Annotated in this window: 24 protein-coding genes; 15 read left to right on the forward strand and 9 right to left on the reverse strand. The window is 60.5% G+C overall.

Annotated features, from left to right (window positions below):
* Nucleotides 1-218: 218 nt before the first annotated feature.
* Nucleotides 219-1,565, forward strand: a complete 1,347-nt coding sequence (locus J2Y90_RS22725; protein WP_253503515.1) for an MFS transporter — start codon at nucleotides 219-221, stop codon at nucleotides 1,563-1,565.
* 25 nt (nucleotides 1,566-1,590) lie between these two features.
* Nucleotides 1,591-2,934, forward strand: a complete 1,344-nt coding sequence (gene gudD, locus J2Y90_RS22730; protein WP_253503517.1) for a glucarate dehydratase — start codon at nucleotides 1,591-1,593, stop codon at nucleotides 2,932-2,934.
* A gap of 102 nt (nucleotides 2,935-3,036) precedes the next feature.
* Here the strand turns inward: gudD and J2Y90_RS22735 are convergent, their stop codons facing one another.
* Nucleotides 3,037-3,909, reverse strand: a complete 873-nt coding sequence (locus tag J2Y90_RS22735) for a LysR family transcriptional regulator (protein ID WP_253503519.1) — start codon at nucleotides 3,907-3,909, stop codon at nucleotides 3,037-3,039.
* A gap of 160 nt (nucleotides 3,910-4,069) precedes the next feature.
* Between J2Y90_RS22735 and ampC the strand changes: the two genes are divergently transcribed.
* A complete protein-coding gene (gene ampC / locus J2Y90_RS22740) occupies nucleotides 4,070-5,236 on the forward strand; it encodes a class C beta-lactamase (protein WP_253503521.1) in 1,167 nt (388 codons plus the stop codon).
* Between the two features lie 95 nt (nucleotides 5,237-5,331).
* On the opposite strand, the gene J2Y90_RS22745 is transcribed toward ampC, so the two are convergent.
* The 3 genes from J2Y90_RS22745 to J2Y90_RS22755 all read right to left on the reverse strand — a co-directional run bounded on the left by J2Y90_RS22745 (nucleotide 5,332) and on the right by J2Y90_RS22755 (nucleotide 7,077).
* The gene (locus J2Y90_RS22745) at nucleotides 5,332-5,598 is read right to left on the reverse strand and encodes a hypothetical protein (RefSeq protein WP_253503523.1); all 267 of its coding nucleotides are present in this window, start codon (nucleotides 5,596-5,598) and stop codon (nucleotides 5,332-5,334) included.
* A 16-nt stretch (nucleotides 5,599-5,614) separates the two neighbouring features.
* Entirely contained in the window at nucleotides 5,615-5,944 is a 330-nt protein-coding gene (locus J2Y90_RS22750; protein WP_253505306.1) for a DUF6124 family protein, read from the reverse strand.
* A gap of 563 nt (nucleotides 5,945-6,507) precedes the next feature.
* Nucleotides 6,508-7,077 (reverse strand): DUF4174 domain-containing protein, encoded by a 570-nt coding sequence (locus J2Y90_RS22755; protein WP_253503528.1) that lies wholly within the window; start codon nucleotides 7,075-7,077, stop codon nucleotides 6,508-6,510.
* Nucleotides 7,078-7,285: 208 nt separating this feature from the next.
* Here J2Y90_RS22755 and J2Y90_RS22760 point away from each other — a divergent pair, with 208 nt between their 5' ends.
* Complete coding sequence (locus J2Y90_RS22760) at nucleotides 7,286-7,750, forward strand: GNAT family N-acetyltransferase (RefSeq protein WP_125918113.1); 465 nt, start codon at nucleotides 7,286-7,288, stop codon at nucleotides 7,748-7,750.
* Between the two features lie 34 nt (nucleotides 7,751-7,784).
* Here the strand turns inward: J2Y90_RS22760 and J2Y90_RS22765 are convergent, their stop codons facing one another.
* The 3 genes from J2Y90_RS22765 to J2Y90_RS22775 form a co-directional block, all read right to left on the reverse strand.
* A complete protein-coding gene (locus tag J2Y90_RS22765) occupies nucleotides 7,785-8,111 on the reverse strand; it encodes a hypothetical protein (protein ID WP_253503531.1) in 327 nt (108 codons plus the stop codon).
* Between the two features lie 7 nt (nucleotides 8,112-8,118).
* On the reverse strand, nucleotides 8,119-8,904 hold the full coding sequence (locus J2Y90_RS22770) for a sulfite exporter TauE/SafE family protein (RefSeq protein ID WP_122880169.1): 786 nt from the start codon (nucleotides 8,902-8,904) through the stop codon (nucleotides 8,119-8,121).
* A 220-nt stretch (nucleotides 8,905-9,124) separates the two neighbouring features.
* Nucleotides 9,125-9,874: a hypothetical protein gene (locus J2Y90_RS22775; protein WP_253503534.1), complete on the reverse strand. Its 750-nt coding sequence runs from the start codon at nucleotides 9,872-9,874 to the stop codon at nucleotides 9,125-9,127.
* Nucleotides 9,875-10,211: 337 nt separating this feature from the next.
* Here J2Y90_RS22775 and J2Y90_RS22780 point away from each other — a divergent pair, with 337 nt between their 5' ends.
* The 3 genes from J2Y90_RS22780 (at nucleotide 10,212) to J2Y90_RS22790 (ending at nucleotide 12,877) form a co-directional block, all read left to right on the forward strand.
* Entirely contained in the window at nucleotides 10,212-11,360 is a 1,149-nt protein-coding gene (locus tag J2Y90_RS22780; protein ID WP_253503537.1) for an aldose epimerase family protein, read from the forward strand.
* 200 nt (nucleotides 11,361-11,560) lie between these two features.
* Complete coding sequence (locus J2Y90_RS22785; protein WP_253503540.1) at nucleotides 11,561-12,382, forward strand: aldo/keto reductase; 822 nt, start codon at nucleotides 11,561-11,563, stop codon at nucleotides 12,380-12,382.
* A 24-nt stretch (nucleotides 12,383-12,406) separates the two neighbouring features.
* Entirely contained in the window at nucleotides 12,407-12,877 is a 471-nt protein-coding gene (locus tag J2Y90_RS22790) for a DUF1810 domain-containing protein (protein WP_253503543.1), read from the forward strand.
* Here J2Y90_RS22790 and J2Y90_RS22795 read toward each other — a convergent pair.
* Nucleotides 12,842-15,202, reverse strand: a complete 2,361-nt coding sequence (locus tag J2Y90_RS22795; RefSeq protein WP_253503546.1) for a DNA polymerase II — start codon at nucleotides 15,200-15,202, stop codon at nucleotides 12,842-12,844. The genes J2Y90_RS22790 and J2Y90_RS22795 overlap by 36 nt on opposite strands.
* Before the next feature lie 198 nt (nucleotides 15,203-15,400).
* Here J2Y90_RS22795 and J2Y90_RS22800 point away from each other — a divergent pair, with 198 nt between their 5' ends.
* On the forward strand, nucleotides 15,401-15,841 hold the full coding sequence (locus J2Y90_RS22800) for a CBS domain-containing protein (protein ID WP_253503549.1): 441 nt from the start codon (nucleotides 15,401-15,403) through the stop codon (nucleotides 15,839-15,841).
* A 130-nt stretch (nucleotides 15,842-15,971) separates the two neighbouring features.
* Here J2Y90_RS22800 and J2Y90_RS22805 read toward each other — a convergent pair whose 3' ends face one another.
* Nucleotides 15,972-16,595 carry a glutathione S-transferase N-terminal domain-containing protein gene (locus J2Y90_RS22805; protein ID WP_253503552.1) on the reverse strand — a complete coding sequence of 208 codons (624 nt, stop codon included), beginning with the start codon at nucleotides 16,593-16,595 and terminating at the stop codon, nucleotides 15,972-15,974.
* Between the two features lie 1,062 nt (nucleotides 16,596-17,657).
* On the opposite strand from J2Y90_RS22805, the gene J2Y90_RS22810 reads away from it, so the two are divergent.
* From J2Y90_RS22810 to J2Y90_RS22840, 7 genes are all read left to right on the forward strand, one after another.
* Nucleotides 17,658-18,482: a TonB family protein gene (locus J2Y90_RS22810; RefSeq protein ID WP_253503554.1), complete on the forward strand. Its 825-nt coding sequence runs from the start codon at nucleotides 17,658-17,660 to the stop codon at nucleotides 18,480-18,482.
* A gap of 45 nt (nucleotides 18,483-18,527) precedes the next feature.
* Complete coding sequence (locus tag J2Y90_RS22815; RefSeq protein WP_253503557.1) at nucleotides 18,528-19,235, forward strand: MotA/TolQ/ExbB proton channel family protein; 708 nt, start codon at nucleotides 18,528-18,530, stop codon at nucleotides 19,233-19,235.
* Complete coding sequence (locus J2Y90_RS22820; RefSeq protein WP_016775377.1) at nucleotides 19,235-19,636, forward strand: ExbD/TolR family protein; 402 nt, start codon at nucleotides 19,235-19,237, stop codon at nucleotides 19,634-19,636. The genes J2Y90_RS22815 and J2Y90_RS22820 overlap by 1 nt, the downstream gene beginning before the upstream one ends.
* 207 nt (nucleotides 19,637-19,843) lie before the next feature.
* Complete coding sequence (locus J2Y90_RS22825) at nucleotides 19,844-22,555, forward strand: TonB-dependent receptor (RefSeq protein ID WP_253503560.1); 2,712 nt, start codon at nucleotides 19,844-19,846, stop codon at nucleotides 22,553-22,555.
* A 147-nt stretch (nucleotides 22,556-22,702) separates the two neighbouring features.
* A complete protein-coding gene (locus tag J2Y90_RS22830; protein ID WP_253503563.1) occupies nucleotides 22,703-24,568 on the forward strand; it encodes an extracellular solute-binding protein in 1,866 nt (621 codons plus the stop codon).
* A gap of 1 nt (nucleotide 24,569) precedes the next feature.
* Nucleotides 24,570-25,634: a microcin C ABC transporter permease YejB gene (locus J2Y90_RS22835; protein ID WP_253503566.1), complete on the forward strand. Its 1,065-nt coding sequence runs from the start codon at nucleotides 24,570-24,572 to the stop codon at nucleotides 25,632-25,634.
* Nucleotides 25,634-26,656: an ABC transporter permease gene (locus J2Y90_RS22840; RefSeq protein WP_253503570.1), complete on the forward strand. Its 1,023-nt coding sequence runs from the start codon at nucleotides 25,634-25,636 to the stop codon at nucleotides 26,654-26,656. Before J2Y90_RS22835 ends, J2Y90_RS22840 begins: the two co-directional genes overlap by 1 nt.
* Nucleotide 26,657 lies beyond the last annotated feature (1 nt).

Below are 26,657 nucleotides of genomic sequence, written 5' to 3' on the forward strand. Positions count from 1 at the left end.
CGCATCACCCATGGCAATTCAAAGAGACGCTCTGCACGGCTGGCATTCCAGTCAATAAATAAAGGGAATAATCCAGTTTTCGCATAAGAACCCGGACGAGCATAAGAATTTAATCGCCCCTCCCCACTTGTAGGACAAAAAAACTCAGTTGTATGATGTCTATCAACAACGCAGCACCCAGTCCTACCCGCATAAAAATAATCAGTGGGAGAAAACAAGTGAAAACCTCCGTCTCGGGGATGCAGGAAAGCGTCGATCCAACGCTCGCCTCGGCCATCTCGAAAGTCAAACGCCACGTCCTGCCGCTCTTCGTGATCATGTTCATCGTCAACTACATTGACCGGGTGAACATCGGTTTCGTCCGCACCCACATGGAAACCGATCTGGGCATTGGTGCTGCCGCCTACGGCTTCGGCGCCGGGCTGTTCTTTATTGGTTACGCGCTGTTCGAAGTACCTTCGAACATGCTTCTGCAAAAGGTCGGCGCACGCATCTGGCTGACCCGCATCATGTTCACCTGGGGCATCGTCGCGGCCTGCATGGCCTTCATCCAGAATGAAACCCACTTCTATATCCTGCGTTTCCTGCTCGGTGTCGCCGAGGCCGGGTTCTTTCCCGGAGTGATCTATTACTTCACCCGTTGGCTGCCCGGCGTCGAGCGCGGCAAGGCGATCGCGATCTTCCTCAGTGGCTCGGCCGTGGCCTCGCTGATCTCCGGTCCGCTGTCCGGCTTGCTGTTGCAGATCAACGGACTGGGCATGCACGGCTGGCAATGGATGTACTTCATCGAAGGGATGTTCTCGGTGTGTCTGTGCGTCTTCGTCTGGTTCTGGCTGGATGCCAAACCCCATGACGCGAAATGGCTGACCCGCGCCGAACAGGATGCGTTGGTGACCGCCATCGACGACGAGCAAAAGGCCCGCGAAGCCGCGACGCCGATCCGGCCGTCGCTGGGCAAACTGCTCAAGGATCGGCAGATCATTCTGTTCTGCCTGATCTACTTCTTTATCCAACTGACCATCTACGCCGCGACCTTCTGGCTGCCGAGCATCATCAAGAAGATGGGCGAACTCAGCGACGTGCAGGTCGGCCTGTTCAACTCGATTCCGTGGTTGCTGTCGATCGTCGGCATGTACGCCTTCGCCTCGCTGTCGGCGAAGTGGAAACATCAGCAAGCGTGGGTGGCTACGGCGCTGCTGATTGCCGCAGCGGGGATGTTCATGTCTACCACCGGCGGGCCGATCTTCGCCTTTGTCGCGATCTGTTTTGCGGCGCTGGGTTTCAAATCCGCCTCGTCGTTGTTCTGGCCGATTCCCCAGGCCTATCTGGACGCACGCATTGCGGCGGCGGTGATTGCGCTGATCAACTCGGTCGGCAACCTCGGCGGCTTCGTCGCGCCGACCACGTTTGGTCTGCTGGAACAACACACCGGCTCAATTCAGGGCGGCCTCTATGGTCTGGCCGCGACCTCGATCATCGCCGCAATCATCGTCTTCGCTGCGCGCACTACGCCGAAACCCGCCGCTGAAAAAGCCGTGGCCGACGCCGCGCCGAAACACGCCTGACTTCGTCTCGACAAGGAAAACAACAATGACTGTTCATGACACCGCCAAAGCTCCGATCATCACCGACATGCAGGTCATTCCGGTGGCCGGTCACGACGGCATGCTGCTCAACCTGAGCGGCGCCCACGGGCCGTTTTTCACCCGCAACATCGTCATCCTCAAGGACAACGCCGGCCACACCGGCGTCGGCGAAGTGCCCGGTGGCGAGCGCATTCGCCAGACCCTGGAAGACGCGCGCAATCTGGTGGTCGGCAGCCCGATCGGCACGTACCAGAAGATCCTCAACCAGGTGCGCCAGACCTTCGCCGACCGCGATGCCGGCGGCCGTGGTCTGCAGACGTTCGACCTGCGCATCACCATTCACGCGGTCACCGGCCTGGAAGCCGCCCTCCTCGACCTGCTCGGCCAGCATCTCGACGTGCCGGTTGCGGCGCTGCTCGGTGAAGGTCAGCAACGCGACGAAGTGAAGATGCTCGGGTACCTGTTCTATGTCGGCGACCAGCACGAAACCGACTTGGCGTATCGCAGCGAACCGGATGCCGACAACGACTGGTTCCGAGTGCGTCACGAAAAAGCCATGACCGCCGAAGCGGTGGTGCGTCTGGCCGAGGCGGCGCACGCCAGGTACGGTTTCAAGGATTTCAAACTCAAGGGCGGCGTGCTCAGTGGCGATGCCGAAATCGAAGCGGTCACAGCACTGGCCGAGCGCTTCCCCGACGCGCGGATTACCCTCGACCCGAACGGCGCTTGGTCGCTGAAAGAAGCGATCCGTTTGTGCCGCGATCAGCATCACGTACTCGCCTACGCCGAAGATCCGTGCGGCGCGGAAAACGGTTATTCCGGTCGTGAAGTCATGGCTGAATTCCGCCGCGCCACCGGCCTGAAAACCGCGACCAACATGATCGCCACCGACTGGCGCGAAATGGGTCATGCGATTCAATTGCAGTCAGTGGACATTCCGTTGGCCGACCCGCATTTCTGGACCATGCAGGGCTCGGTGCGCGTCGCGCAGATGTGCCACGAATGGGGCCTGACCTGGGGTTCGCATTCCAACAACCACTTCGATATCTCTCTGGCGATGTTTACCCACGTCGCCGCTGCGGCACCGGGCGACATCACGGCCATCGACACCCATTGGATCTGGCAGGACGGCCAGCGTTTGACCAAGGCACCGCTGCAAATTGTCGATGGTCTCGTGCAGGTGCCGAAAAAACCGGGGCTGGGCGTGGAAGTGGACATGGATCAAGTGGCCAAGGCCCATGAGCTATACAAAGGCATGGGCCTCGGCGCGCGGGATGACAGCGTCGCGATGCAGTTTCTGATTCCGGGGTGGAAGTTCGATAACAAGCGGCCGTGTCTGGTGAGGTGATGCCTCGCTGATATCTGTAGGAGCTGCCGAAGGCTGCGATCTTTTGATTCTGTTTTGAAGATCAAAAGATCGCAGCCTTCGGCAGCTCCTACAATTCGGTGTTCAGCTTGAGATGTGCAGCAACCACTCCTTGAACGCCTTCATCGCCACCGTCTCAGCTCGCGACTGCAACCGCGTCAGCCAGTAACTGCCGGTGGTGATCTCGATTGCAAACGGCTGGCAAATCGCATCTGCCGCCAGTTGCCGGGCGAACATCAGCGGCGGCGCCAGCGCCACCCCGCCACCCTGCAATGCCGCCTCCATCATTGCCAGCGATGAATCGAACACGATGCTTTGCGGTGGTGCGGCCTGGGTCGCCAGACCCGCCGCGTGAAACCACTCCGGCCATTCATCGGTGCGATAGGAACGCAGCAAGGTCTGCTGCAACAGGTCCGCCGGCGAGTGCAATTGACGGGCAATCTCCGGCACGCACAGCACCGACAACGGCGCATCGAGCAAGCGTGTCGCCTCGATGCCATGCCACGCGCCGGCGCCGAAACGAATCGCGTAATCCAGCCCCTCCGCCGCCACATCGACCCGGTTGTTATGGGTCGACAAGCGTAAATCTATCAGCGGATATTTCGCCCGAAAGTCCGCCAGCCTCGGCAGCAGCCAGCCCACGGCAAACGTGCCCACCGCACCGACCGTCAGCATGTCCCGATACTGCCCACCGGCCAGACGCTCGAGCATCTGCGCAATATGATCGAATGAGGTAGTGAGCACCGGCAGCAAGGTCTCGCCTTCACTGGTCAGCATCAGCCCACGGGGCAAGCGTTTGAACAAGGTCAGGTTGAGTTGCGCTTCCAGGCTTTTGACCTGATGGCTGACCGCCGCTTGCGTCACGCACAGTTCGACGGCGGCGCGGGTGAAGCTCAGATGCCGTGCCGAGACTTCAAACGCGCGTAGAGCGTTAAGTGGCAGTTGCGGTCGAATCATGCCCTATCCCGAATTTTTCTAATGGCTCGTGCGAGTTTTCATCGTTTGTCGTGGGTCGGCGAAGTGCCTAAATTAGCCGCGCTGATCAGCCGTTCGATGAAAAAATCACCCGCAGTGTAGCGGGATACAACAATCGACACTCATGGAGAGTGATTCAATCATGTGTTCTTTCAAGCCAAGCAAGGTCTTTTCCTACAGCGCTTTCGCACTATTCTTCAGCAGCATTGCCTGCCATGCCGCCACGCCGACGGATGCGCAATTGCAGGCACTGGTCACGCAAGCCGTCACCCCGGTGATGCAGCAAAACAACATTCCCGGCCTGGCGGTGGCCCTCACTGTAAGCGGCCAAACGCATTACTTTAACTACGGTGTAGCCGCCAGGGACACCGGGCAAAAGGTCAGCGAAAACACCCTGTTCGAGGTCGGCTCAGTGAGCAAAACCTTCACCGCCACCCTCGCCGGTTACGCCCAGGCCACCGGCAAACTCGACCTGTCGAGCAAGGCCAGCCAGCTTTGGCCCGAGCTCAAGGGCAGCGCCTTCGACAACATCAGCGTGCTGCAACTGGGCACCTACAGCGCTGGCGGGCTGCCGCTGCAATTCCCCGCTGAGGCGGATTCTTCCGACAAGATGCTCGGCTATTACCAACAATGGAAACCGCAGTTTCCCGCTGGCAGCCATCGCCTGTATTCCAACCCGAGCCTCGGCCTGTTCGGCTACCTGACGGCGAAGAGTCTAGGCCAGCCGTTCGACCAGGCCATGACGCAAACCCTGCTGCCGAAACTCGGTTTGCAGCACACCTTCCTCAGCGTGCCGTCAGCGCAGTCAAAGCTTTACGCCCAAGGCTACGACAGCGCCGACCAACCAGTGCGCGTCAGCCCCGGCGCCCTTGACGCCGAGGCCTACGGCATCAAAACCAGCGCCGCCGACCTGCTCCGTTACGTCCAGGCGCAGCTGAAACCGGCCAGCCTTGCCCCTGATCTGCACCAAGCCATCGCCAACACTCACATCGGTTATTACCGCGTCGGCGACATGACCCAAGGCCTGGGCTGGGAGCGCTACACCTACCCGATCAGCCTGGAAAAACTGCAGAACGGCAATTCGACGCCCATGGCCATGGAACCGCACAAAGTCGAATGGCTGACCCCGCCGCAAGCTGAACCGGCCAATGTGCTGTTCAACAAAACCGGTGCCACACGTGGCTTTGGCGCCTATGTGGCGTTCGTGCCGTCGCGGGATATGGGTATCGTGATTCTGGCCAACAAGAATTACCCGAATGCCGAACGGGTGAAGATTGCGCATACGGTTTTCGCGGCGCTGGCGGATTAAAAGCGAAAGATCGCAGCCTGCGGCAGCTCCTACGGGATCGGGTTTTCACACGGTCGATGGAGCTGCCGCAGGCTGCGATCTTTTCGTTTCAGCGCTTAAGGCTGCGCCTGCAATTTCCAGCCGATGACATCCATCAGGTCGCAACTGTCACGCAGCACCGTCGCCGAGACCCGGGCCAGATCCTGCAGCAACAAGGCGTCGTGGCCCTTGCCGTCACCCAGCGCCAGGGCTTCGAGCAATTGCGTTACACAGCGCAAGCGATAGGCCGCGGTGCCGTGTAGAACATCCAGTGGAGCTTCGCTGTCGATCAGCAGACAAGGGATCTTGCAGTCGATCCCGGTGATCGGTATGTAGCGCGCCATGGCAGAACCTCCCTGTTCAATGTTGTGTCGCCGTTGCTGGCGGATCGAGATTGTCCAGCGCGCGGTTGACCAGCAGCTCGCCGACTACTGCCAATTGCTGGATCGACAACGTCAGGCTGCGCTGCGCACCGCTCAATTCGCACGCCAGCTCAGTGGTCAGCACGTTCAGTGAAGCCAAGGTTTCGCAGGCGTGGCTCAAGAGTGTCGCCGTATCGATGTCGGGGAGAATGGTGAAGACGTGGCTGATGGGATCGGGTTGGCCGGGATGGCGCAGGCGCGGGTTACTGGAATCGAAGGAGCCTGAATCCATGGGGGATTCGGGGGGATTTGGAGTGTGTTTTTTCATTAATAAACCCTCGGGACATTTAAAGAAAAAACTGCCGAACTCACTTCCACGAGAGGGTGGCAGCTTTGCGCAGGTGTGGAAGTCCGGGGAAACCCGAGGAACCCGGTGCACTCGAGAGTGCTCCTGCGCATAGCTGCCATAAGCAAACAATGTTGGCATAAAAACCACCAACATGTGTTTACAGGCGCAATGCGCGCTCGGGAATCACCGGACTTCCACATCCGACCACTGTGTTTTTCAGCGGCCAAAAGAGGTTATCCCCCTGCGCCACAACGCACCAGTTCACGACTGCCGCCGCGTCTTGCAGGAAAAATCCACCGGGTTTGAAGGGTGTTGGCGTCAGACGTTTCGGCGGGCACATGCTGCAACGAGTTTTGATTAGCAGATGACTTGTGGGAGCGAGCCTGCTCGCGAATGCGCTCGATCAGTCACCTTTCAGCGCCTGAAAAACCGCTATCGCGAGCAGGCTCGCTCCCACATTTGAACTGTGCATTTCACGAAAAAATGTGGGAGCTGTTTTGCCAGCGCCCACAGGGATTTTGCTTCATTCAGTCAACGCGCGATCAATCATCCGGCATCTGCGGCGGTTTGCTCGGTTTTGCTGGTTTGCTCGGCTTGCTCCCCTTCGTGCCTTTAGCCGGTTCCGGCTCGGTGGCGGCGGGTGTTTGTGCGGCGGCCGCAGCGGCGGCTTCTTTTTCGGCCATGGGCATGGCGTCGATGGTTTCGAAGATTTTCGCCAGGCTCAATGCCTTGGCTTCGTCACCCGAGGCGGAGAGCTTGGTTTCGCCGTCCTTGCCCACCAGGAACACTTTCGGATATGCCCCGGCGCCGAGCTTCAGCGAGCGCAGCAGGGCCATGGTGTCCTGCTGGCCCATGTCCTTGCCGTCGAGCTGGCCGGACATGTTGAGGATGGTGTAGACCTTGATGTTGCGGTCGCTGACGCCCTTTTTGTTGGCCGGGTCTTCCAGCGACTTTTTCAGGCTCAGCCACACCGGGTCGACGGTGCTTTGCGCAATCACGATCAGCGGGCGGGCACGGCCCATGTCCCCGGCCAGGGGTGAATCGCTGTCGGCGGCGAACAAGGGGCCGGCGATCGCCAGCAAGAGGGTCAGGGTCAGGGACCTGATGAGCATGCGCATCTCCTTTTGATATCCACGCACTACTGATTGCGCATCGTGGCGATTGTTCCGGCGGTGTCTGGCAAAAAGGCATTGCCCTGTCAGAAGCTTAGGTCAGGGAGCGCTTTGCGCAACATGGCAGACGTGATCACGCTGTCGATTTGCTTACCGGCCAACGGCGCACTACCGTGGCTGCTCTGCCAATGAAATGGAGTTCACCTGCATGCACATCGACTATCTGTGCAACCACCCCGGATTTATCGAAGAACTGGCCACACTCAACTTCAAGGAATGGGGTGATTTCGCGCCAGGCGACAGCATCGAAGCCCGCATCGAGTTGATGCGCTCTGCGTGTGGCAAGGGCGAGATACCCAGCGTGGTGGTGGCTTTGGAAGGCGCGGAGCTGCTCGGCGGTGCCTTGCTGATCGACAGCGATCTTGACCTGCGGCCGGAACTGACGCCGTGGCTGGCCGGGGTCTACGTCAAAGCCGAACACCGCGGCAAAGGCGTGGCTTCGCAACTGGTCAATCGAGTGGTTGAAGAAGCAGCGGCGCTTGGCGTGCCTGAGCTATATCTTTACACCGACACTTCGCAGTCACTGTATGCGCGACTGGGCTGGCAAGTAGTCGAGAAGCTGATTTATGAGGAGCTGCCGGTGGTGGTGATGAAATACGTCATTCAGCGCTAACCCGTGGTGAGGCGGCTCGCCGCAAGCTGCCGCCTCACTCCAGCGCTGAATCGAGTGCCGAGAGCAATTGCGAGGGGGCGACGGGTTGTCCACCGAGCTTGAGTTCACCGCTATCGAGATCAACTCTCAACCTCACCGACGCCCGGTCGCCAGGGTACTTGCGCAGCACCAGCTCGATGCCACTGGCGGTCTCGTCGGCGGTACCGAGCAAATCCCACAGACTCTCGCTCATATCCAGCAGCACTTTTTGCTGCTGCAGATCGACTAACTGCGGCGCATACAGCCAATGGCTCATGCGCATCTCACGTGGCTCGACGGTGATGACGAGACGGCCCTCGCAGTGGACATAGATTTCATTCATCGACGGATCAGAACGCCAACTTATAACCAATCAACACCAGCATCGTCGCCAGGCACGGGCGCAGGACTTCGTCGGAGATGCGGCCGGTCAGGTGGCTGCCGAGCCAGATACCCGGCAGCGAGCCCATCAGCAGGAAGCCGAGCACGCCCCAATCCATATTGCCCATGCTGGCGTGGCCGAGGCCGGCGACGAGGGTCAGCGGTACGGCGTGGGCGATTTCGGTGCCGACCAGGCGGCGGGTTGGCAGTAGCGGGTAGAGGATGAAGAGCGCGACGGTGCCCAGTGCGCCGGCGCCGATCGAGGTCAGGGCGACCATGGTGCCGAGGACCAGACCAGTGATTACCGTCATCACGTTGAGCCGCGAACCGCTCGGGTTGTAGTTGCCGCCGGCGCGTTTGTGGGCGAATTCGAGCAAGCGTTTCTTGAAAAAGATTGCCAGCGCCGTGGCGAAGAGGACGAAGCCGAGCGCCTGTTTGATGATGGCGTTCATCGCGTCCGGCGCGGTGTGCAGAGTGCTGAGGAACCACAGGGTCATGGCCACGGCCGGCACGCTGCCGAGGGTCAGCCAGCCGGTGATGGCCCAATCGATGTTCTTGTTTTTCCTGTGAACAAGGACGCCGCTGGATTTGGTGATCGCGGCATACAACAAGTCGGTGCCCACCGCGGTTGCCGGGTTGATACCGAACCACAGCAGAATCGGCGTCATCAACGAACCACCGCCGACACCGGTCATGCCGACGATAAACCCCACCACCAGCCCGGCAATGACCAGGCCGAAATTTGCCAATTCCATTCAAACGTCCAGAAAACGACAGGAAAAATCTGGCCCGCAGCATAGCGATTTTTCATATAGCCACATATATCGATGCGGTCTATCGTTATGCCATATCGGCATTCAGCGAAGCACCCCTGTGGGAGCGAGCCTGCTCGCGAAGGCGGTGGGTCAGCAACCGATGATTTGAATGATCCGGCGCTTTCGCGAGCAGGCTCGCTCCCACAGGGGTCTGCAAGGCTCACTGCACCGGCAGGAAATTCAAGAACAACAGGCTCTGCGCGTAATTCAAACCAATCCTGCGATAGCGCTCATCAAGCATCTGCGTGAGCAGATCGAGGCGCGCGACGACTTTGCTGAATTCGGTGGCGAAGCTGAGGTTGCTGCCCTCCTCCGAGATTTCGTTGGAGAACAGCAATGGCTGGCCTTCCTTGTTCTGCCGTTGCGAGAGGATCCACATGGCTTTTTCGATGTTACGCGCGGCGTTGTGCACGAACGTCGGATTGATCGCGTCGGTCATGTAGAACTCGGTGCGATTGCCGTGGGCGGTAACCAGCATGCTGCCGATCGCATAAATGAACGCGCCGACGCGGTCGCCGAGGAATTCCGGGCTCATCGCATAGCTCAGCGCTGCCAGGTCTTTACGCCCACCCAGCACGGGCAACGGCTGCTGTTGCTCAACAGCGAGGCGCACTTGCTTCACCGCAGCATTGACAGTGAGGAAGCCAGATTTGCGCAACTCTTCCGGGTTGCGCAGGTAGAGCTTGCCCATCAATCGATAAAGGCTGTCGAGGTTGTCGCGCATCGCCAGGGTGGCCATGCGGTCGACGCTGGTCTGCAGGAATTCCTGCGGCTGCCCTTCACGCATCTGATTGAAGAATCCGTTGCCGTTCTGGTGGCTGCAGCCGCTGAGCAACGGCAAGCACAGGCAGGCCAGCAGCAGGCACGGGCGGCGGATAGCGGCGGTGATCAGGGCAAAAACACTCGGCATGAAATCTCGGACAGGCACATTCCTGTGCGGCGGGAGTCACCGCATCCTGGCCATGCATAGAGCCGCCGATTGCGAAAAAGTGCAGTGCCTGGGCGTTTAGCCGACCTTCGGTGACAGGCGCCCCATCAATTAGTCGGACTTTATATTTGCCAACACCGGCAAATCGGCTATAAATCTTCTCTCTCGACTCAAATAGCATGACTAGTGACATGTAGGAGCTGCCGAAGGCTGCGATCTTTTGATCTTGCTCCTAAAAATCACAATCAAGATCAAAAGATCGAGCCTTCGGCAGCTCCTACGGTCAATACGAAAACAACAACAAAAAGGAAGGTCAACCATGCTTCAATCCCGTCACCTGCTCTCCGGCCTCGGACTGTCCCTGATGATCGCTACCCTTTCCGCCAACGCGGCGGGCCTGACCGTCGAACACAAAGCCTTCGGCAAAACCAATGACGGCACGCCCGTCGAGCAATACATCCTGCGCAACAGCCACGGCATGCAGGCCACCGTCATCACCTACGGCGCGACCCTGCAAGCGCTGAAAGTTGCCGACAAGCACGGCAAGTTCGACGACGTCGTACTGGGCTTCGATGATGTGCAGGGCTATCAGAAAGGCACCGCGTACTTCGGCGCGACCATCGGCCGTTTCGGCAATCGCCTGGCCGACGGCGCGTTCGAACTCGATGGCAAACGCTATCAAGTGCCGCAGAACGACAAGTCCAACGCGCTGCACGGCGGCCCGCAGGGTTTCGACAAGAAAGTCTGGAAGGCCAAGGAAACCAAGGACAAGGATTCGGCTGGCGTAACCCTGACCTACCTGTCGGCCGACGGCGAAATGGGCTTTCCGGGCAATCTGACTACCGAAGTCACCTATCGCCTGACCGACAACAACGAGCTGCGCATCGACTACAAGGCCAGCACCGACAAGCCGACCGTGCTCAACCTGACCAACCACAGCTACTTCAACCTGGCCGGTGCCGGCAATGGCGACATTCTCAAGCAAGTCGCCATGATCAACTCCAGCCATTACACGCCGGTCACCGCGAAACTGATCCCTACCGGAGAACTGGCGCCAGTCGCCGGTACGCCGATGGACTTCAGCAAACCGACGCCGATCGGCACGCATATCAAGGCTGATCATCCGCAACTGAAATTCGCCGAGCCGAAACAGGGTGGCTTCGATTTCAACTGGGCGCTCGACACCAAGGGCGATATCAGCAAAGTCGCCACTGAAGTCAGCGATCCGCAATCCGGACGTGTCCTGCAACTGTTCACTACCGAGCCGGGCGTGCAGTTCTACACCAGCAACTTCCTCGACGGCACGGTCAAGGGCAAGGGCGGCAAGGTCTATCCGCACTGGGGCGCGTTTACGCTGGAGACCCAGCACTACCCGGATTCACCGAACCAGGCGGACTTCCCGAGCACGCGGCTTGATCCGGGGCAGACTTATGCCCACAGCGTGATCCTGAAATTCTCCGCCAAGTAAGCCTCCACGCATGATCGTTCCCACGCTCCGCGTGGGAATGCCTCCGGGGACGCTCCGCGTCCCAGTTCCAGAAGGGGACGCGGAGCGTCCCGGGCTGCATTCCCACGCAGGAGCGTGGGAACGATCAGTCAGCGCGCCGCGGAACGATCTGTCTTCTGCTGCCCACTAAAGATATCGACTCTTTAAGCCAGGAGGTTTGAATGCGTACCCTTGAGTTGGCCGGCGTGCAGGTCCCTGTGATTGGCCAGGGCACCTGGCGCATGGGCGAAGATCGCTCGGCGCACACCCGTGAAGTGGCGGCGCTGCGCACGGGCATCGAGCTGGGCATGACCCTCATCGACAGCGCCGAGATGTACGCCGAGGGCGGTGCCGAAACGGTCGTCGGCGAGGCCATTGCCGGTCAACGCGACAAGGTTTTCCTGGTCAGCAAGGTCTATCCGCACAACGCCAGCCGCCAGGGCATCCCGCAAGCCTGCGAGCGCAGCCTGCGTCGGCTCGGCACCGATTACATCGATCTGTATCTGCTGCACTGGCGCGGTCAGTACCCGCTGGAGGAAACCGTCGAAGCCTTCGAACGCCTGCGCGAGGACGGCAAGATCGGCCGTTGGGGCGTGTCCAATTTCGATGTTGATGATCTCGAAGAACTGTCCAGCTCGGCCTGCGCGACCAATCAAGTGCTGTACAACCTCGAAGAGCGCGGCATCGAATTCGATCTGCTGCCGTGGTGCCAGCATCAGCGCCTGCCGCTGATGGCTTACTGTCCGATCGGCCAGGGCGGCGCGATGCTTGCCGAGCCGGTGCTGCAAGACATTGCCAGTCGTCACAACGCCACCCCGGCGCAGGTTTCGCTGGCGTGGATCCTGCGCCAGGATGGCGTGATTGCGATTCCCAAGGCTGTGCGCCCTGAACATCTGCAACTCAATGCCGAGGCCGCGCAGCTGCAACTGGACGCCGGGGATCTGGCGGCGCTGGACAAGGTGTTCCCGGCGCCACAACGCAAGCAGCGGCTGGCCATGGTCTGAGCCGCCGACTGCGAGGACTTGGCGATGAGAAGCACAGATCTGCACGACCCGTTCGACCTGCAACGTTTTGTCCAGGCACAGGACCCGGTGTTCGAACGGGTCCAGCGTGAACTTGAAGAGGGCCGCAAGCGCAGCCACTGGATGTGGTTTGTCTTTCCGCAATTCGCCGGGTTGGGCGGCAGCGAAATGGCCCGGCGCTTTGCCATTGGTTCGGCCGAGGAAGCGCAGGCCTATCTGGCCCACGAACTGCTTGGCGCGCGACTGCGCACCTGCACCCAATTGGTGCTCAACGTGCCGCAGCGTTCGATTGCAGAGATTTTTGGCCATCCCGATGACCTGAAATTTCATTCTTCGATGACCCTGTTCGCCCAGTTCAGCGCCGAGGACAGCCTGTTCCATCAGGCGCTGGACCGTTACTTCCACGGCATTCTCGATGAATGGACGCTGCAGCTGCTCGACTCAAAACAGGCCCAGTTGCCCACCGATCAGGGTTGAGAAGTCGTCGTCGACAAACGGCAGAATCGCATCCGCCACCGGTTGCAGCTGGCGGGTGATGTAGTGGTCGTAATCGATGGCGGCGCGGCGTACCTCCAACGGCTCCGGGCCGGCCAGGGTGATGACGTAGCTGATCCAGCCGCCGTTCTGATACTGCCGGGGCCGACCCTGCTCGGCGTTGTAGTCGTCGGCCAGCCGCGCCGCACGGACATGCGGCGGCACGTTGCGTTCATAATCGTCGAGGGTGCGGCGCAGACGCTTGCGATACACCAGCCGATCATCGAACTCTCCGGCGAGGGTCTTGCGCACGTAGTCGCGCACGTAATCCTGATACGGCTTGCGCTGGAAAATCCGCTCATACAGTTCCTGCTGAAATTGCCGGGCCAGCAGTGACCAGTCGGTGCGCACGGTTTCCAGGCCCTTGTAGACCATTTCCTCGCTGCCATCGCCACGGGTGACCAGACCGGCATAGCGCTTCTTGCTGCCCTCCTCCGCGCCGCGAATCGTCGGCATCAGAAAGCGCTTGTAGTGAATCTCGAACTGCAATTCCAGCGCGCTTTCCAGCCCGTACTCGTCGCGCACATGCGCGCGCCACCAATCGTTGACGTGCTTGACCAGCGCATGGCCGATCTGCGCGGCTTCTTCCTGACCGTGCAGGCGGCGCAGCCAGACGAAGGTGGAGTCGGTGTCGCCATAAATCACCGCGTGGCCCTGTTCCTCGATCAACTGGCGGGTACGCAGCATGATTTCGTGGCCGCGCAAGGTGATCGACGAGGCCAGCCGGGTATCGAAAAAACGGCAGCCGCTGGAGCCAAGCACGCCGTAGAAGGCGTTCATGATGATTTTCAACGCCTGGGACAGCGGCGCGTTGTGCTCGCGCTTGGCGGTCTCACGCCCTTCGGCCACCCGCGCCACGATCGACGGCAGGCAATGCCGGGTGCGCGAAAAACGGGCGCCACGGAAACCCGGCACCGAGTCAGCGTCGTCGGGATGTTGCAGGCCTTCGATCAGGCCCACCGGGTCGATCAGAAACGTGCGAATGATCGACGGGTACAGGCTTTTGTAATCGAGGACCAGCACCGACTCGTACAACCCCGGCCGCGAATCCATGACAAACCCGCCGGGGCTGGCCTGCGGCGGGTTGGTGCCGAGGTTCGGCGCAACAAAGCCCTGACGATGCATCAACGGCATGTACAAATGGGTGAACGCGGCAACCGAACCGCCGCTACGGTCGGCGGGCAGTCCGGTAACGCTGGCGCGTTCAAGCAAGAACGTCAGCAGTTCGGTCTTGGCGAAGATCCGCGTGACCAGTTCACAGTCCTTGAGGTTGTATTTGGCCAGCGCCGGTTTGTCTTCGGCGAACATGCGGTTGATCTCGTCCATGCGCTGGTACGGGTTGTTGATGGCCTTGCCTTCGCCGAGCAGGGTCTGCGCGACGTTTTCTAGGCTGAACGAAGGAAAACTCCAGGTCGCCGACCGCAACGACTCGATGCCATCGATGATCAGCCGCCCAGCCGCCGAGGCGAAGTAATGATTACGGCTGCCGTGCTCGCGCCACTGCATTTCTTCGCCGCCACGGCCGATTTTCAGCGGCACGCCGAGACGCCGGGCGTGTTCGTGAAGGATGCGCAGATCGAACTGCACAACGTTCCAGCCGATGATTGCGTCGGGATCGTGGCGAGCAAACCAGTCGTTGAGCTTCTTCAGGATCAGCGTGCGCGAATCGCAGTATTCGAGGTCGAAATCGACAATGCTGGCGTCGCCGTTCGGCGCGCCAAGCATGTACACCTGCCGCTCGCCGCAACCTTCCAGAGCAATCGAATACAGCTCACCGTTTTCCGTGGTTTCGATATCCAGCGAGACCAGACGCAGTTTCGGCCGGTAGCCGGGGTCGGGTTTCAGCTGGGCGTTGAGCAGAACGCCCTCAGCATCAGGCGTGCCGCCGAACAGCACGGGCGCGGTGATGAAGCGCTCCATCAGATAGCGTTCCGGGGGGCGCACGTCGGCTTCGAAAACATCGACGCCGGCGCGGTTCAGCGCGGTTTCCAGGCGCATCAACTGGCCGTGTTGCTGGCAATACAGACCGAGCACCGGCCGGTGTTGAAAATCCTGCAGTGCGAGCGGGCGCAGTTCGACATTGTTTTCATCGTGCAGCAGACGCTCGGCCGCTTCACGCTGGGCGGCGGGAATGAACGCTACCGACGGCTGATGCGCCAGGCGCACACGGCGTGGCCCGGCGTCCGTCGCCAGCCAGAACTCGACTTCGGTGCCGGCCGGCGTATCGCGCCAATGCCGGGTCAGGACGAAGCCCTGCTGTAAATCCACCACTGCGACCTCGAAAAATCAGACTGACCGGCATTCTACGCGGCATTGCCACGCCTGACCTTGGCAAAAAATACCGCGAATCTGCGGAAAAACCCGGCGAATGGCGTTTTTTGCACGCTAACTGCCGCTTTGCCACCTTGCTCTGCGCGGCTGCGTCTACGATGCTTGATAAACAACGACAACACCTGAGTAACCGCCATGAAGACCGTCGCCCAACTGCTCAAGCTCAAAGATCAGAAAAATCAGGAAGTGCACCAGATCAAACCCGATCACATGGTGCTCGAGGCGCTGATGAAGATGGCCGAGAAAAACGTCGGCGCCTTGCTGGTGGTAGAAGATGACAAGGTGGTCGGCATCATCAGCGAACGTGACTACGCGCGCAAACTGGTGCTGAAAGGTCGCTCTTCGGTGGGGACGCCGGTCAGCGACATAATGGTCAGGGACGTGATCACCGTGGACACCCGCCAAACCGTCGACACCTGCCTGGGCATCATGTCCGACAAACGCCTGCGCCACCTCCCGGTAGTCGAGGACGGCCAGTTGATCGGCCTGCTGTCGATCGGCGACCTGGTGAAAGAAGCGATTGCCGAACAGGCTGAACTGATCAAACAGCTGGAGCAGTACATTCGCGGCGAATGAGCCTCGGACACCACCGCCGCCCCTGTAGGAGTGAGCCTGCTCGCGATAGCGGTTTGTCAGCCGAGAACAAAGGTGACTGATACACCGCTATCGCGAGCAGGCTCACTCCTACATTGGTTTTGCGGTGAGCTCAGGTCGGCCAATGCCGCTCGAACACCGGTGCCAGCACCGGGTGTCGGTCAATCCTTTGCAGCCACGCATAAAAGCCCGGGCGGGTCTGGCGCAGATGTTCGCGGCTGCCGGCCCAGCGGCTCACCACGGCCGCCAGCACATCCAGTGCGCCGGGCGTTTCGTCGTCCAGGTACAGCTCGCCGGAAAACTGATCGGCAAATACCTCCCAACTGAAGTGCAGACGCTGGCGCGTGCCAGCGATCAGGTTCTGCCGTGCGCTCTCGTCAGGCGTGAGCAACCAGCGCTCGGGATAATCGATGATGCCGACCGCCGCGTAGCAATTGCCGATGATATAGGCGAGGCCGCGGATCGCCTGATCGCGATCAGCCGCCTCGCTCGGCAACAGGCCGGACTTGGGAAACGTCAGGCCCAGGTGAATCAGGATCGCCGCACTTTCGGTCAGGGCGCTGCCGTCCGGCAGTTGCAAGGTCGGGATCTGCTTCAGCGGATTGAGTTTTCCCAGTGCCTCGGCAGCCTCGGCGCTGGCTTCGGTGTCAATGAAACGATAGGCGATCTGGCACAACTCCAGCGCCGCCTCGATGGCAGCCGCGCCGGAATTCTTGTGCCCGTAGAGCTGGTACATGTCCGTTTCCCCCGATAAGGCCTTTGCACAGGGTAGATGGCTGGCTGGCCTGCTGTAGAAAATTCTGCAAATGTGTCGTGATTGGCACGTTTTTCCCATGCACTGCCGACTTGCGAAATCAACCTTCGCCAATCAGCGCTGGCGGTGCCCATCCCGCACCAAGAGCATTCATCGAACGCTATCCGCGTTCTTGTAAGGTGCGACAGGGAACCAAAAGTTCGCCTGTCCGAGCTGGCAACAAGGAGTTCACCGCGTGAATCTTCAGATCTTCCGCCGTCCGACAGACCCGACTCACTTGCAAATCCAGCCGAGCAAATTCGGCTTGGTGCGTTTCTACTTTATTACCTGAAACCCAACGCACACTTAACGTGCCTGGCGACCGAGCATCGCCGGGCGCCAGGTGTTATTTATTTTTTAAATACGACAATGAATAAAAGGCGGTTTAGCAAGATTGTCGAACAATGAATTGCCGCCATTGAAGTTGCACCAAAAGCGCACGCCTGAATGTGATGCAGTTATCCAATACTCCAGAATCAAAATAAGGAACATATCCTGTGAGCCGCTGAATTACTGACCTGCACCAAATCGATTCGCCGCGCACCGTAAGGTGCTGAGCCTGATCACCGAGCAGCCGCTCTATCTCGCCAACTCGCGCGATACGGCGTTAACGCTGACTCGCACTCGAAAAAGCCCTTCTGCGAGGACTTGAAGACCATTTCGCGCTGTATAAAACAGCGAGCGAACTTGAAACTTATAGAAATGCGACATCGGCAGCACCGAGATAATCCACTCAATGCAGTTCGGCAATAACTGGCACACCTGTTGCAAACTGTAACAAGCAGGAGACAGCTAACGTCTCCAAACAACAACAAGCCAGGGAATGGATCATGAGCAATCAAAAAAGATATTCCTAAGCCAATAAGTTTGTTCGAGGCCACTTAAACAGATAGTCCAACTATCGGCTCGCGTACATCTTGAAGAAAGTTGCACCCACTCACTCGAACATCAGCCATATGTTCGGACGGCACCTTATTGCCCTTCATCTGACCCGAGGGAGCTTTAATGAACGATGCGGTAAAGCACAGAACCCTGCCGGGGACGTTGCAGCAAGCGCCGGTTCCGCCGCCCCCGGGCAGGCCGGCGTTTACAGCCAACACGTCACGACCCGGCGGGTTGAACAAACCACAGATGCTCTTGCTGATCGCCGTGTCGGCACTGATACACGGCGGCGCGTGGTGGTTCTTCCATCAGGCGCGACCGGAGCCACTGCCGACGCCGCCGGAAATTCCGGAAATGACCGTCGAGCTGACCAGCCCGACACCTCCGGCCCCGCCAACACCGGAACCACCGCCGCCGCCCCCGCCTCCACCGCCGCCGGAACCCGAGCAGCCTGTGGAGGACGAGGACGCGGTCAAGCCGCCGCCAAAACCGCTGGAGAAGCCCAAACCGATCGAGAAACCGAAACCGGTCGAGAAGCCAAAACCAGTGAAGAAAGTCGAGCCGCCGAAAGCGCCGCCCGCCCCGGCGCAACCGTCCGCACCTGCGGCGCCGACCACACCGAGCGCACCACCGGCACCACCTGCTGCACCCGCTCCGGTCAAGGAATCGGCGGCGATTTCCGGCCTGGCCAGCCTTGGCAATCCGCCGCCGGAATATCCGTCGCTGGCGCTGCGACGTAATTGGGAAGGCAGCGTGGTGCTGCGCATTCAGGTGCTGGCCAACGGCCGTGCCGGTGCGGTGACGGTGACCAAGTCCAGCGGCAAACCGCAACTGGATGAGGCGGCCGTCGCGGCGGTGAAGAACTGGAAGTTCATTCCCGCCAAGCGCGGTGACACGCCGATCGACGGCTTCGCCACCCAGACCATCGATTTCAAATTGCCGCAGTGACGGCGCAACCGACTCATTACTGATTAACGCAAGCGAGGTGTAGCCATGAACGATTCACTGTCTTCGATGATTGTCCCCGGTGTGCTCTGGGGTCTGGTGCTGTTTTCCGTGGTCAGTTGGGCGATCCTGCTGGTCAAGTCGGCCCAGTACCTGCGCCAGAAAGCGCAGAACAAACAGTTCACCAAAGCCTTCTGGAGCGCGCCTGACCTGCTCACCGCCGCCGAACACGCCAGCCAGTATCCGGGCTCGCTGGCGCGCATCGCCAGCAGCGGTTTCGAAGCCCTGCTGGTGGAAGATTCGCCGCGCACCACTCAGCAACTGGCGCACACCATCAACCGTTCCGATCGTCTGGAGCGTAACCTGCGCCAGCAGATCCAGAAGGAACGTCGCTCGCTGGAAAACGGCCAGGCGATCCTCGCCAGTATCGGCAGCACCGCACCGTTCATTGGCCTGTTCGGCACGGTCTGGGGAATCATGGAAGCCCTGCAAAGCATTGGCGAAACCGGCTCGGCCAGCCTTGAAGCGGTCGCCGGGCCTATAGGCCACGCGCTGATCGCCACCGGCGTGGGCATCGCCGTCGCGGTGCCGGCAGTGCTGATCTACAACTTCTTCCTGCGTCGGCTGAAACTCGCCTCGGCGGATATGGACGACTTCGCCCACGACTTCGACGCCCTCGCCTCGCGCAGCGCGTTTTCCATCAGCCGTCAGGCCATCGCCAGCAAAAGCACGGCCGCCGTGCGGGAGGCCAGCTGATGTCGTTCTCCACTCAAGACAGCGATGAAGTGCTCAGCGAAATGAACGTCACGCCGCTGGTCGACGTGATGCTCGTGTTGCTGGTGGTGTTCATCGTCACCGCGCCGCTGATGACCAACGCGATCAAGGTCAACCTGCCGAAAACCGACGCCGTGGCGCCCGCCGAAAAGAAAGATCCGGTGGTGGTCAGCGTCGATCAGGACGGCAAGTTCTATCTGGCCAAGACCGAACTGGCCCCGGAATCCCTCGAGGCCAGCCTCAAGGAAGTCAAGGCCAAGGACGCCGAGGTGCGCGTGCAGTTACAGGCCGATGCCGCCGTCAACTACGGCCAGGTGGCCAAGGCCATGGCATCGATCGAACGCTCGGGCATCAGCAAGATTTCGGTGATGACCACCCACTGAGTGCGGTGTTGGCGGCCCTTGAGAGCACCCGCCGGCACCGCTGAAAAAGAATCCCGTCGCACCCGGCCGACCGAAAAAAACGCCACGCGTCTTCGGAGGGATCGGCTTGCTTGAAGAAAGTGGTTTTCCGCGCGCGGTATCACCGGAAGCGGAGCAATGAGCGGCTCACAAGGCCAATTCGATAACGTCTGAAAATCGGAAACAACCATGCTGATGAACACTCCACGCTTCACGCTCAAACCTTTGGTGGCAACGATGTCTCGCCACCGTTTTGTTCCGCTGTATCTGGTGGCCATGGGGATGGGCGCCGGGACCGTGCAAGCGGCCGAGGACGACAACAGCGCCACGCCGGCAGCCGCTGTCGTGGCCGCGCCGACCACGCAACTGCAGCGGGTCGAAGTGACCGGTTCGGCGATTCGCCGGGTCGATGCGGAAACGGCGGTACCGATCACCATTCTCAAGGCTGACGAGCTGCGCAAACAGGGCGTGACCACCACCGCCGAACTGGTCCAGCGCATCACTGGCAGTCAGTCGATCAACAACAGCGCCGGTTCGGTCGGCGCGGCCACCGGCGGGGCGTCCTTCGCCGACATGCGCGGCATCGGCGCGAACAAAACGCTGGTGCTGCTCAACGGTCGACGCCTGGCCAACAATGCCTTGTCCGGCACCAACTCGGCCGGCGGCGCGGTGGATCTGAACATGATCCCGTTTGCCGCCATCGAACGCGTAGAAGTGCTGCGTGACGGCGCCTCGGCCCTGTACGGCACCGACGCTATCGGCGGTGTGATCAACTTCATCACCAGGAAATCCCTCACCGACGGCGCGTTGACCCTCGGCGGTGAAACACCGACCCACAGCGGTGGCGGTGCGACCAAGGACATGAGCGCCAGTTGGGGCTACGGCGATCTGGAAGAAGACCGCTTCAACGTCCTCGGCGTGTTCAACTACAACAAACAGCAGAACCTCGATGCCAACGACCGCTCCTTCGCCACCGACTACGCGCCCGGTCGCGGTCTCGATCAGACCTCCGGCACCGCGTTCCCGGGCAACTACAGCCAGAACGGCAACGCCACCAACCCGTTGGCCAACAGCAATTGCAACGGCCCCAACCTGATCGCCCGCGACGGCTTGTGCCGTTTCAGCACCCGCGAATATATCGATCTGGTGCCGCAAACCGAGAAGACCTCATTCTTCGGCAAGACCACCGCCAAGCTCGGCGATGAACACAACGCCAACCTCGAATACTTCTGGTCGCGCAACAACAACGCCGTCGCTGTCGGCCCGGCGCCACTGACCGGACTGAGCCTGGATTCCTCGTCGCCGTACTACCCCGGCAATGGCATCACCCCGGCACCGACCGATTTCGCCCTCGACCCGACGCAACCGGTCGACGTCAACTGGCGTGAGACCGCCGCTGGCCCGCGTGAATCGAAAGACCAGAACACCAGCCAGCGCTTCCTGCTCAGTTTCGATGGTCTGGTCGGCGGTTGGGATTACAACGTCGGCGCCTCGTACAACCAGAACAAAATCGTTTCCAGCGTCACCAGCGGCTACGTCAGTGACCAAGCGATGATCGACGGTCTGGCCAGCGGCTTGCTCAACCCGTTCGGCCCGCAAACCGCTGCCGGTCAGCAGTACATCGACGCCGCCGCGTACCACGGCGCCTACTCCACAGCCGTGGGCCGCGTCGCCGGTTTCGACGGCCGCGTCAGCCGTGAGATCGGCGACTGGTTCGGTGCCGGTCCTGCCGGTCTGGCGCTGGGTGGCGAGTACCGCAAGGAGAAATTCCATCAGGATTTCGAGTCGTTCGCCGGCGACATCCAGAGCCTGGGCATCGACCCGGCCGGCAGCGTTGAGGGTGATCGCAGCGTGAAAGCCGCCTATGCGGAAATCAACGTGCCAGTGCTCGACAGCCTCGAACTGTCCGCCGCTGTGCGTCACGACAAATACAGCGACTTCGGCAGCACCACCAACCCGAAATACTCGTTCCGTTATCAGCCGTTGAAAGAGCTGGTGGTGCGTGGTGCCTACAGTGAAGGTTTCCGCGCGCCGTCGCTGTACGAACTGTATTCGCCGCGCAGCATCACTTTCACTCAGGGTTACTACAACGACCCGGCACTGTGTACCGGCGGCGTGGTGCAACCGGGCGGTAACGGCGGGCGCGATTGCGGTCAGCAATTTCTCAATCAGATTGGCGGCAACGAAGATCTGGCCCCGGAGAAGGCGCGCAACGTCACCTTGGGTTTCGTCTACCAGCCGATCAGCAATCTGTCGGTGGGTCTGGATTTCTGGTGGATTCACATCTCCAACCAGATCCAGCCGTTCCCGGAATCCACCGTGTTCGATCAGGCCGGATCCTACCCGGACCGTTTCGTGCGCAACGCCGACGGCACGCTCAACTACATCGTCACCGGCAACGCCAACCTAGGCATCGTCGAAACCAACGGTGTCGACGTGTCGCTCGACTATCGCTTCCCGAACACGTTTTACGGTCAGTTCGGCCTCGGCCTGCAAGGCACCTATGTCGACGAGTACGACTTCCAGAGCACCATCAAAGGTCCGTTCACCGACAAGGTCGGCGACTTTCAGGGTGACGGCGTGATCGCGCGCTGGAAGCACAACCTCACCGGTAGCTGGACCTTCGGCGCGGCACGGGCGGCGCTGACCAACCGCTTCACCACCGGTTACAACGATTACGATCGCGAGACGCACGCGCGGGTGGCGTCGTATTCGGTGTGGGATCTGTCGGCCGGTTACACCTTCAACAAAGTGCTCGACGTGGATGCCGGGATGAAGAACGTCTTCGACCGCAACCCGCCGTTCTCCAACCAGGCCTACAACTTCCAGAGCGGCTATGACCCGCGCTACACCGACCCGCTGGGCCGAACATTGTTTGCGCGCATGACGTATCACTTCTGACCGCTAACACCACACCCCTTGTAGGAGTGAGCCTGCTCGCGATAGCGTTTTTTCAGTCAACCCAGCAGGGTCTGACTTGGCCTCATCGCGAGCAGGCTCACTCCTACAGTTTGATCTGTGTGCATTCAGGGATTAAGGAGTGACCTCATGATTTTTTTGCGCAACATGGCGGGCCTGCTGCTCGGCAGTGCGCTGCTGTGCTTCGGGGCGTCGGCGCTGGCCGCCGGCAGTCACGCGCTGACGGTGTACGGCGAGGCGCCGAAGTATCCGGCCGGCTTCAAGCATTTCGATTTCGTCAACGCCGACGCACCCAAGGGCGGGTCGCTCAGCCGTGCGTCGATGGAGATCGGTCAGTACAACTACATCACGCCATACGCCGATCAGGGCATTTCCGTGGTGCAGATCAATGACTGGGTATACGCGCCGCTGGCGTTCCGTTCGCTGGATGAGCCCTACACGGTTTACGCTCTGGTTGCGCAGCAGATCGAACGCGACCCGGAAGGTTTGTGGGTGCGCTTCACCCTCAACCCCAAGGCACGTTTTGCCGACGGCACGCCGATCACCGCCGAAGACGTGCGCTACACCTTCAACCTGCTGATGACCAAGGGCAGCCTGAGCTATCGCCAGCAATATGCCGACGTGCAGGACGTGCTGGTCGAAGGCCCGCGACAGGTGCGTTTCACCTTCAAGAACAACCTCAATCGCACCCTCGCGCTGGATCTGGCGACGCTGCGCGTGCTGCCCGAGCATTGGTGGAAAACCCGTGACTTCGCCAATGGCGGCGGTTTCGAGCCACCGCTGGGCAGCGGCCCGTACCGGGTGAGCAAGGTCGACGCCGGGCGCAGCATCAGTTTCCAGCGCGATCCGGACTGGTGGGGCAAGGACCTGCCGGTGAGTCGCGGCATGTACAACTTCGACAGCCTGACGGTGAATTTCTACGGTGACACCGACGTCGCTCGCCAACTGCTGCAGGCCGGTGCGTTCGACTACAACCGCGAGTTCTCCTCGTCCGGATACGTGGTCGGCTACGACAGCCCGGCGTTGCGCGACGGTCGCTTGCAGCAGGCGATTCTGGCGCCGGACAAACCCACGGCGGCGCAGGGCTTTGTGTTCAATCTGCAAAACCCGATCTTCCAGGATCGCCGCGTGCGTCAGGCGATCAGCCTGCTGTGGGATTTCGAGTGGACCAACAAGCAGATGATGCGCGGCTTTTACGTGCGCCAGAACAGCTTCTGGCCGAAGAGTGAAATGGCCGCCACCGCGCTACCTGATGCCGAAGAATTGAAGATCCTCGAACCGCTGCGAGGGCAAGTCCCCGACGAGGTCTTCACCACGGTGTATCAGGCGCCGAAAACCGATGGCAGCGGCTACATCCGCGACAAGCAACTGCAAGCCTTGAAGCTGCTCGCCGAGGCTGGCTGGACGGCGCAACACAATCGCCTGGTCAACGCTGCGGGCGAGCCGCTGGAATTCACCTTTCTCGACGGTCAGGGCGGCTTCGATCGCATGCTGCTGCCGTTCAAACGCACCCTCGCGCAGATCGGTATCACGCTCAATCTGCGACGGATCGATTCGGCGCAATACATCAACCGTCTCAACGCCCGCGATTACGACATGATCGTCTGCGCTTTCCCGCGCAGTGGCGATCCGATCGTCTCCCCGGGCCGCGAGTTGTACAGCCTGTATGGCTCGCAAAGTGCCACGCAAGTCGGCAGCTCGAACGCGATGGTGCTGGCCGATTCGGCGGTCGATCAACTGCTCGACGGGTTGGTCCAGGCCAACAGCCGCGAAGCCATGGTGCATTACGCCCGCGCTCTCGACCGGGTGCTGCAATGGGGTTACTACATGATTCCCAACTACTACTCCAAAGGCACGCCGACGGTGTATCAGAACCGTTTCGGCATGCCGCCCGTACAACCGGCGTACGACGAAGGCCTCAACACCTGGTGGGAAGTCTCGGCCAGGCCCCTGACGACTCAGCAAATGAGCGCTCAGCTAGCGGGGGGGCAGTGACATGCTGCGTTATCTGAGTCGCCGTTTGCTGCTGATCATCCCTACGCTGCTGTGCATTCTGGTGGTGAATTTTCTTATCGTGCAGGCCGCGCCCGGCGGGCCGGTGGAACAAGCCATCGCCCGCCTGCAAGGCTTCGGCGGGCACAGCATGGGCGGTGGCGGCGAAGTTGCGGCGGTCGGGGGTGCCGGGCGCAGCAGCCGAGGTCTGGATCCGGCGCTGATCGAAGAAATCAAACACCATTACGGCTTCGACAAACCGCTGCACGAACGTCTATGGCTGCTGCTGAAAAACTACGCGCAACTGGATCTGGGCAACAGCTTCTTTCGCGGCGCCAAGGTCACCGACCTGATCGTGCAGAAACTGCCGGTGTCGTTGTCGCTGGGCCTGTGGGCGACGTTGATCACCTACCTGATTTCGATCCCGCTGGGCATTCGCAAGGCAATCAGAAACGGCAGCGCCTTCGATGTCTGGAGCAGCACCGCAATCATCGTCGGCTATGCGATGCCGGCGTTTCTCTTCGCCATTCTGTTGATCGTGGTGTTCGCCGGGGGCAGCTACGTCAATTGGTTTCCGGTGCAGGGGCTGGTGTCGGACAACTTCGACAGCCTCGGCACATTGGGCAAGGTCGGCGATTATCTCTGGCACCTGGTGCTGCCGGTTACTGCGCTGGTGATCGGCGGTTTCGCCACGCTGACGATCCTGACCAAGAACAGCTTTCTCAACGAGATCAGTCGCCAGTACGTGGTCACCGCACGAGCCAAGGGCCTGACCGAGAGGCGCGTGCTTTACGGCCATGTGTTTCGCAACGCCATGCTGCTGGTGGTGGCCGGCGTGCCGTCGGCGCTGATCGAAGTGTTTTTCGCCGGCTCCCTGCTGATCGAAACCATCTTCAATCTCGATGGCCTCGGGCGCATGAGCTACGAAGCGGCGGTGTCACGGGATTATCCGGTGGTGTTCGGCGCGCTGTTTCTGTTCACCCTGTTCGGCCTGCTGATCAAGCTGATCGGCGACCTCTGCTACACCCTGCTCGACCCGCGCATCGATTTCTCGGCGAGGACTGCCTGATGTTCACACTGTCGCCTCTGGGCCAGCGCCGCGTCGCGCAATTCAAGGCCAACCGCCGTGGGCGCTGGTCAATGTGGCTGTTTATCGGCCTGTGCCTGATCTGCTTCGGTGGCGAGCTGATCGCCAACGACAAGCCGCTGGTGATTCGTTATCACGACGCTTTCTACTTTCCGATCCTCAGCGATTACCTGGAAACCGATTTCGGCGGCGAGCTGCCGTTTCAACCAGATTACGCCAGCAGCTATGTTCACAAACTGATCGAGGATCAGGGCGGCTGGATGCTGTTTCCGCCGATCCCGTTCAGCTACGACACGGTCAATTACGACCTCACCGAACCGGCGCCCAGCCCGCCGTCATCGAGCAATTGGCTGGGCACCGATGATCAGGCTCGCGATGTTCTGGCGCGGGTGATTTTCGGCACACGGATTTCCATTCTGTTCGCGCTGATCCTCACCGCCATCAGCGCGTTGATCGGCATTCTCGCCGGGGCTTTACAGGGATATTACGGCGGCTGGGTCGACTTGCTCGGGCAGCGCGTACTGGAAATCTGGTCGGGGTTGCCGGTGCTGTACCTGCTGATCATTCTGTCCGGCTTCGTCTCGCCGGGTTTCTGGTGGCTACTGGGGATCATGGCGCTGTTTTCCTGGCTGGCGCTGGTCGATGTGGTGCGCGCCGAGTTTCTTCGTGGACGCAATCTGGAGTACGTGAAAGCCGCGCGGGCGCTGGGCCTGACCGACAGCGAACTGATGCGCCGGCACATTCTGCCGAACGCGATGACCTCCACCCTCACCTACCTGCCGTTCATTCTCACCGGCGCCATCGCCACTCTGACCGCGCTGGATTTTCTCGGCTTCGGCATGCCCGCCGGCACCGCGTCGCTGGGCGAGTTGATCGGCCAGGCCAAACGCAATCTGCAGGCACCGTGGCTGGGGCTGACGGCGTTTTTTGCCCTGGCGTTGATCCTGTCTTTGTTGGTTTTCATCGGTGAAGCGTGCCGAGATGCCTTTGATCCGAGGAGCTGAC

The sequence above is a fragment of the Pseudomonas koreensis genome (assembly GCF_024169245.1).
GTDB classification, from domain to species: domain Bacteria; phylum Pseudomonadota; class Gammaproteobacteria; order Pseudomonadales; family Pseudomonadaceae; genus Aquipseudomonas; species Aquipseudomonas koreensis_F.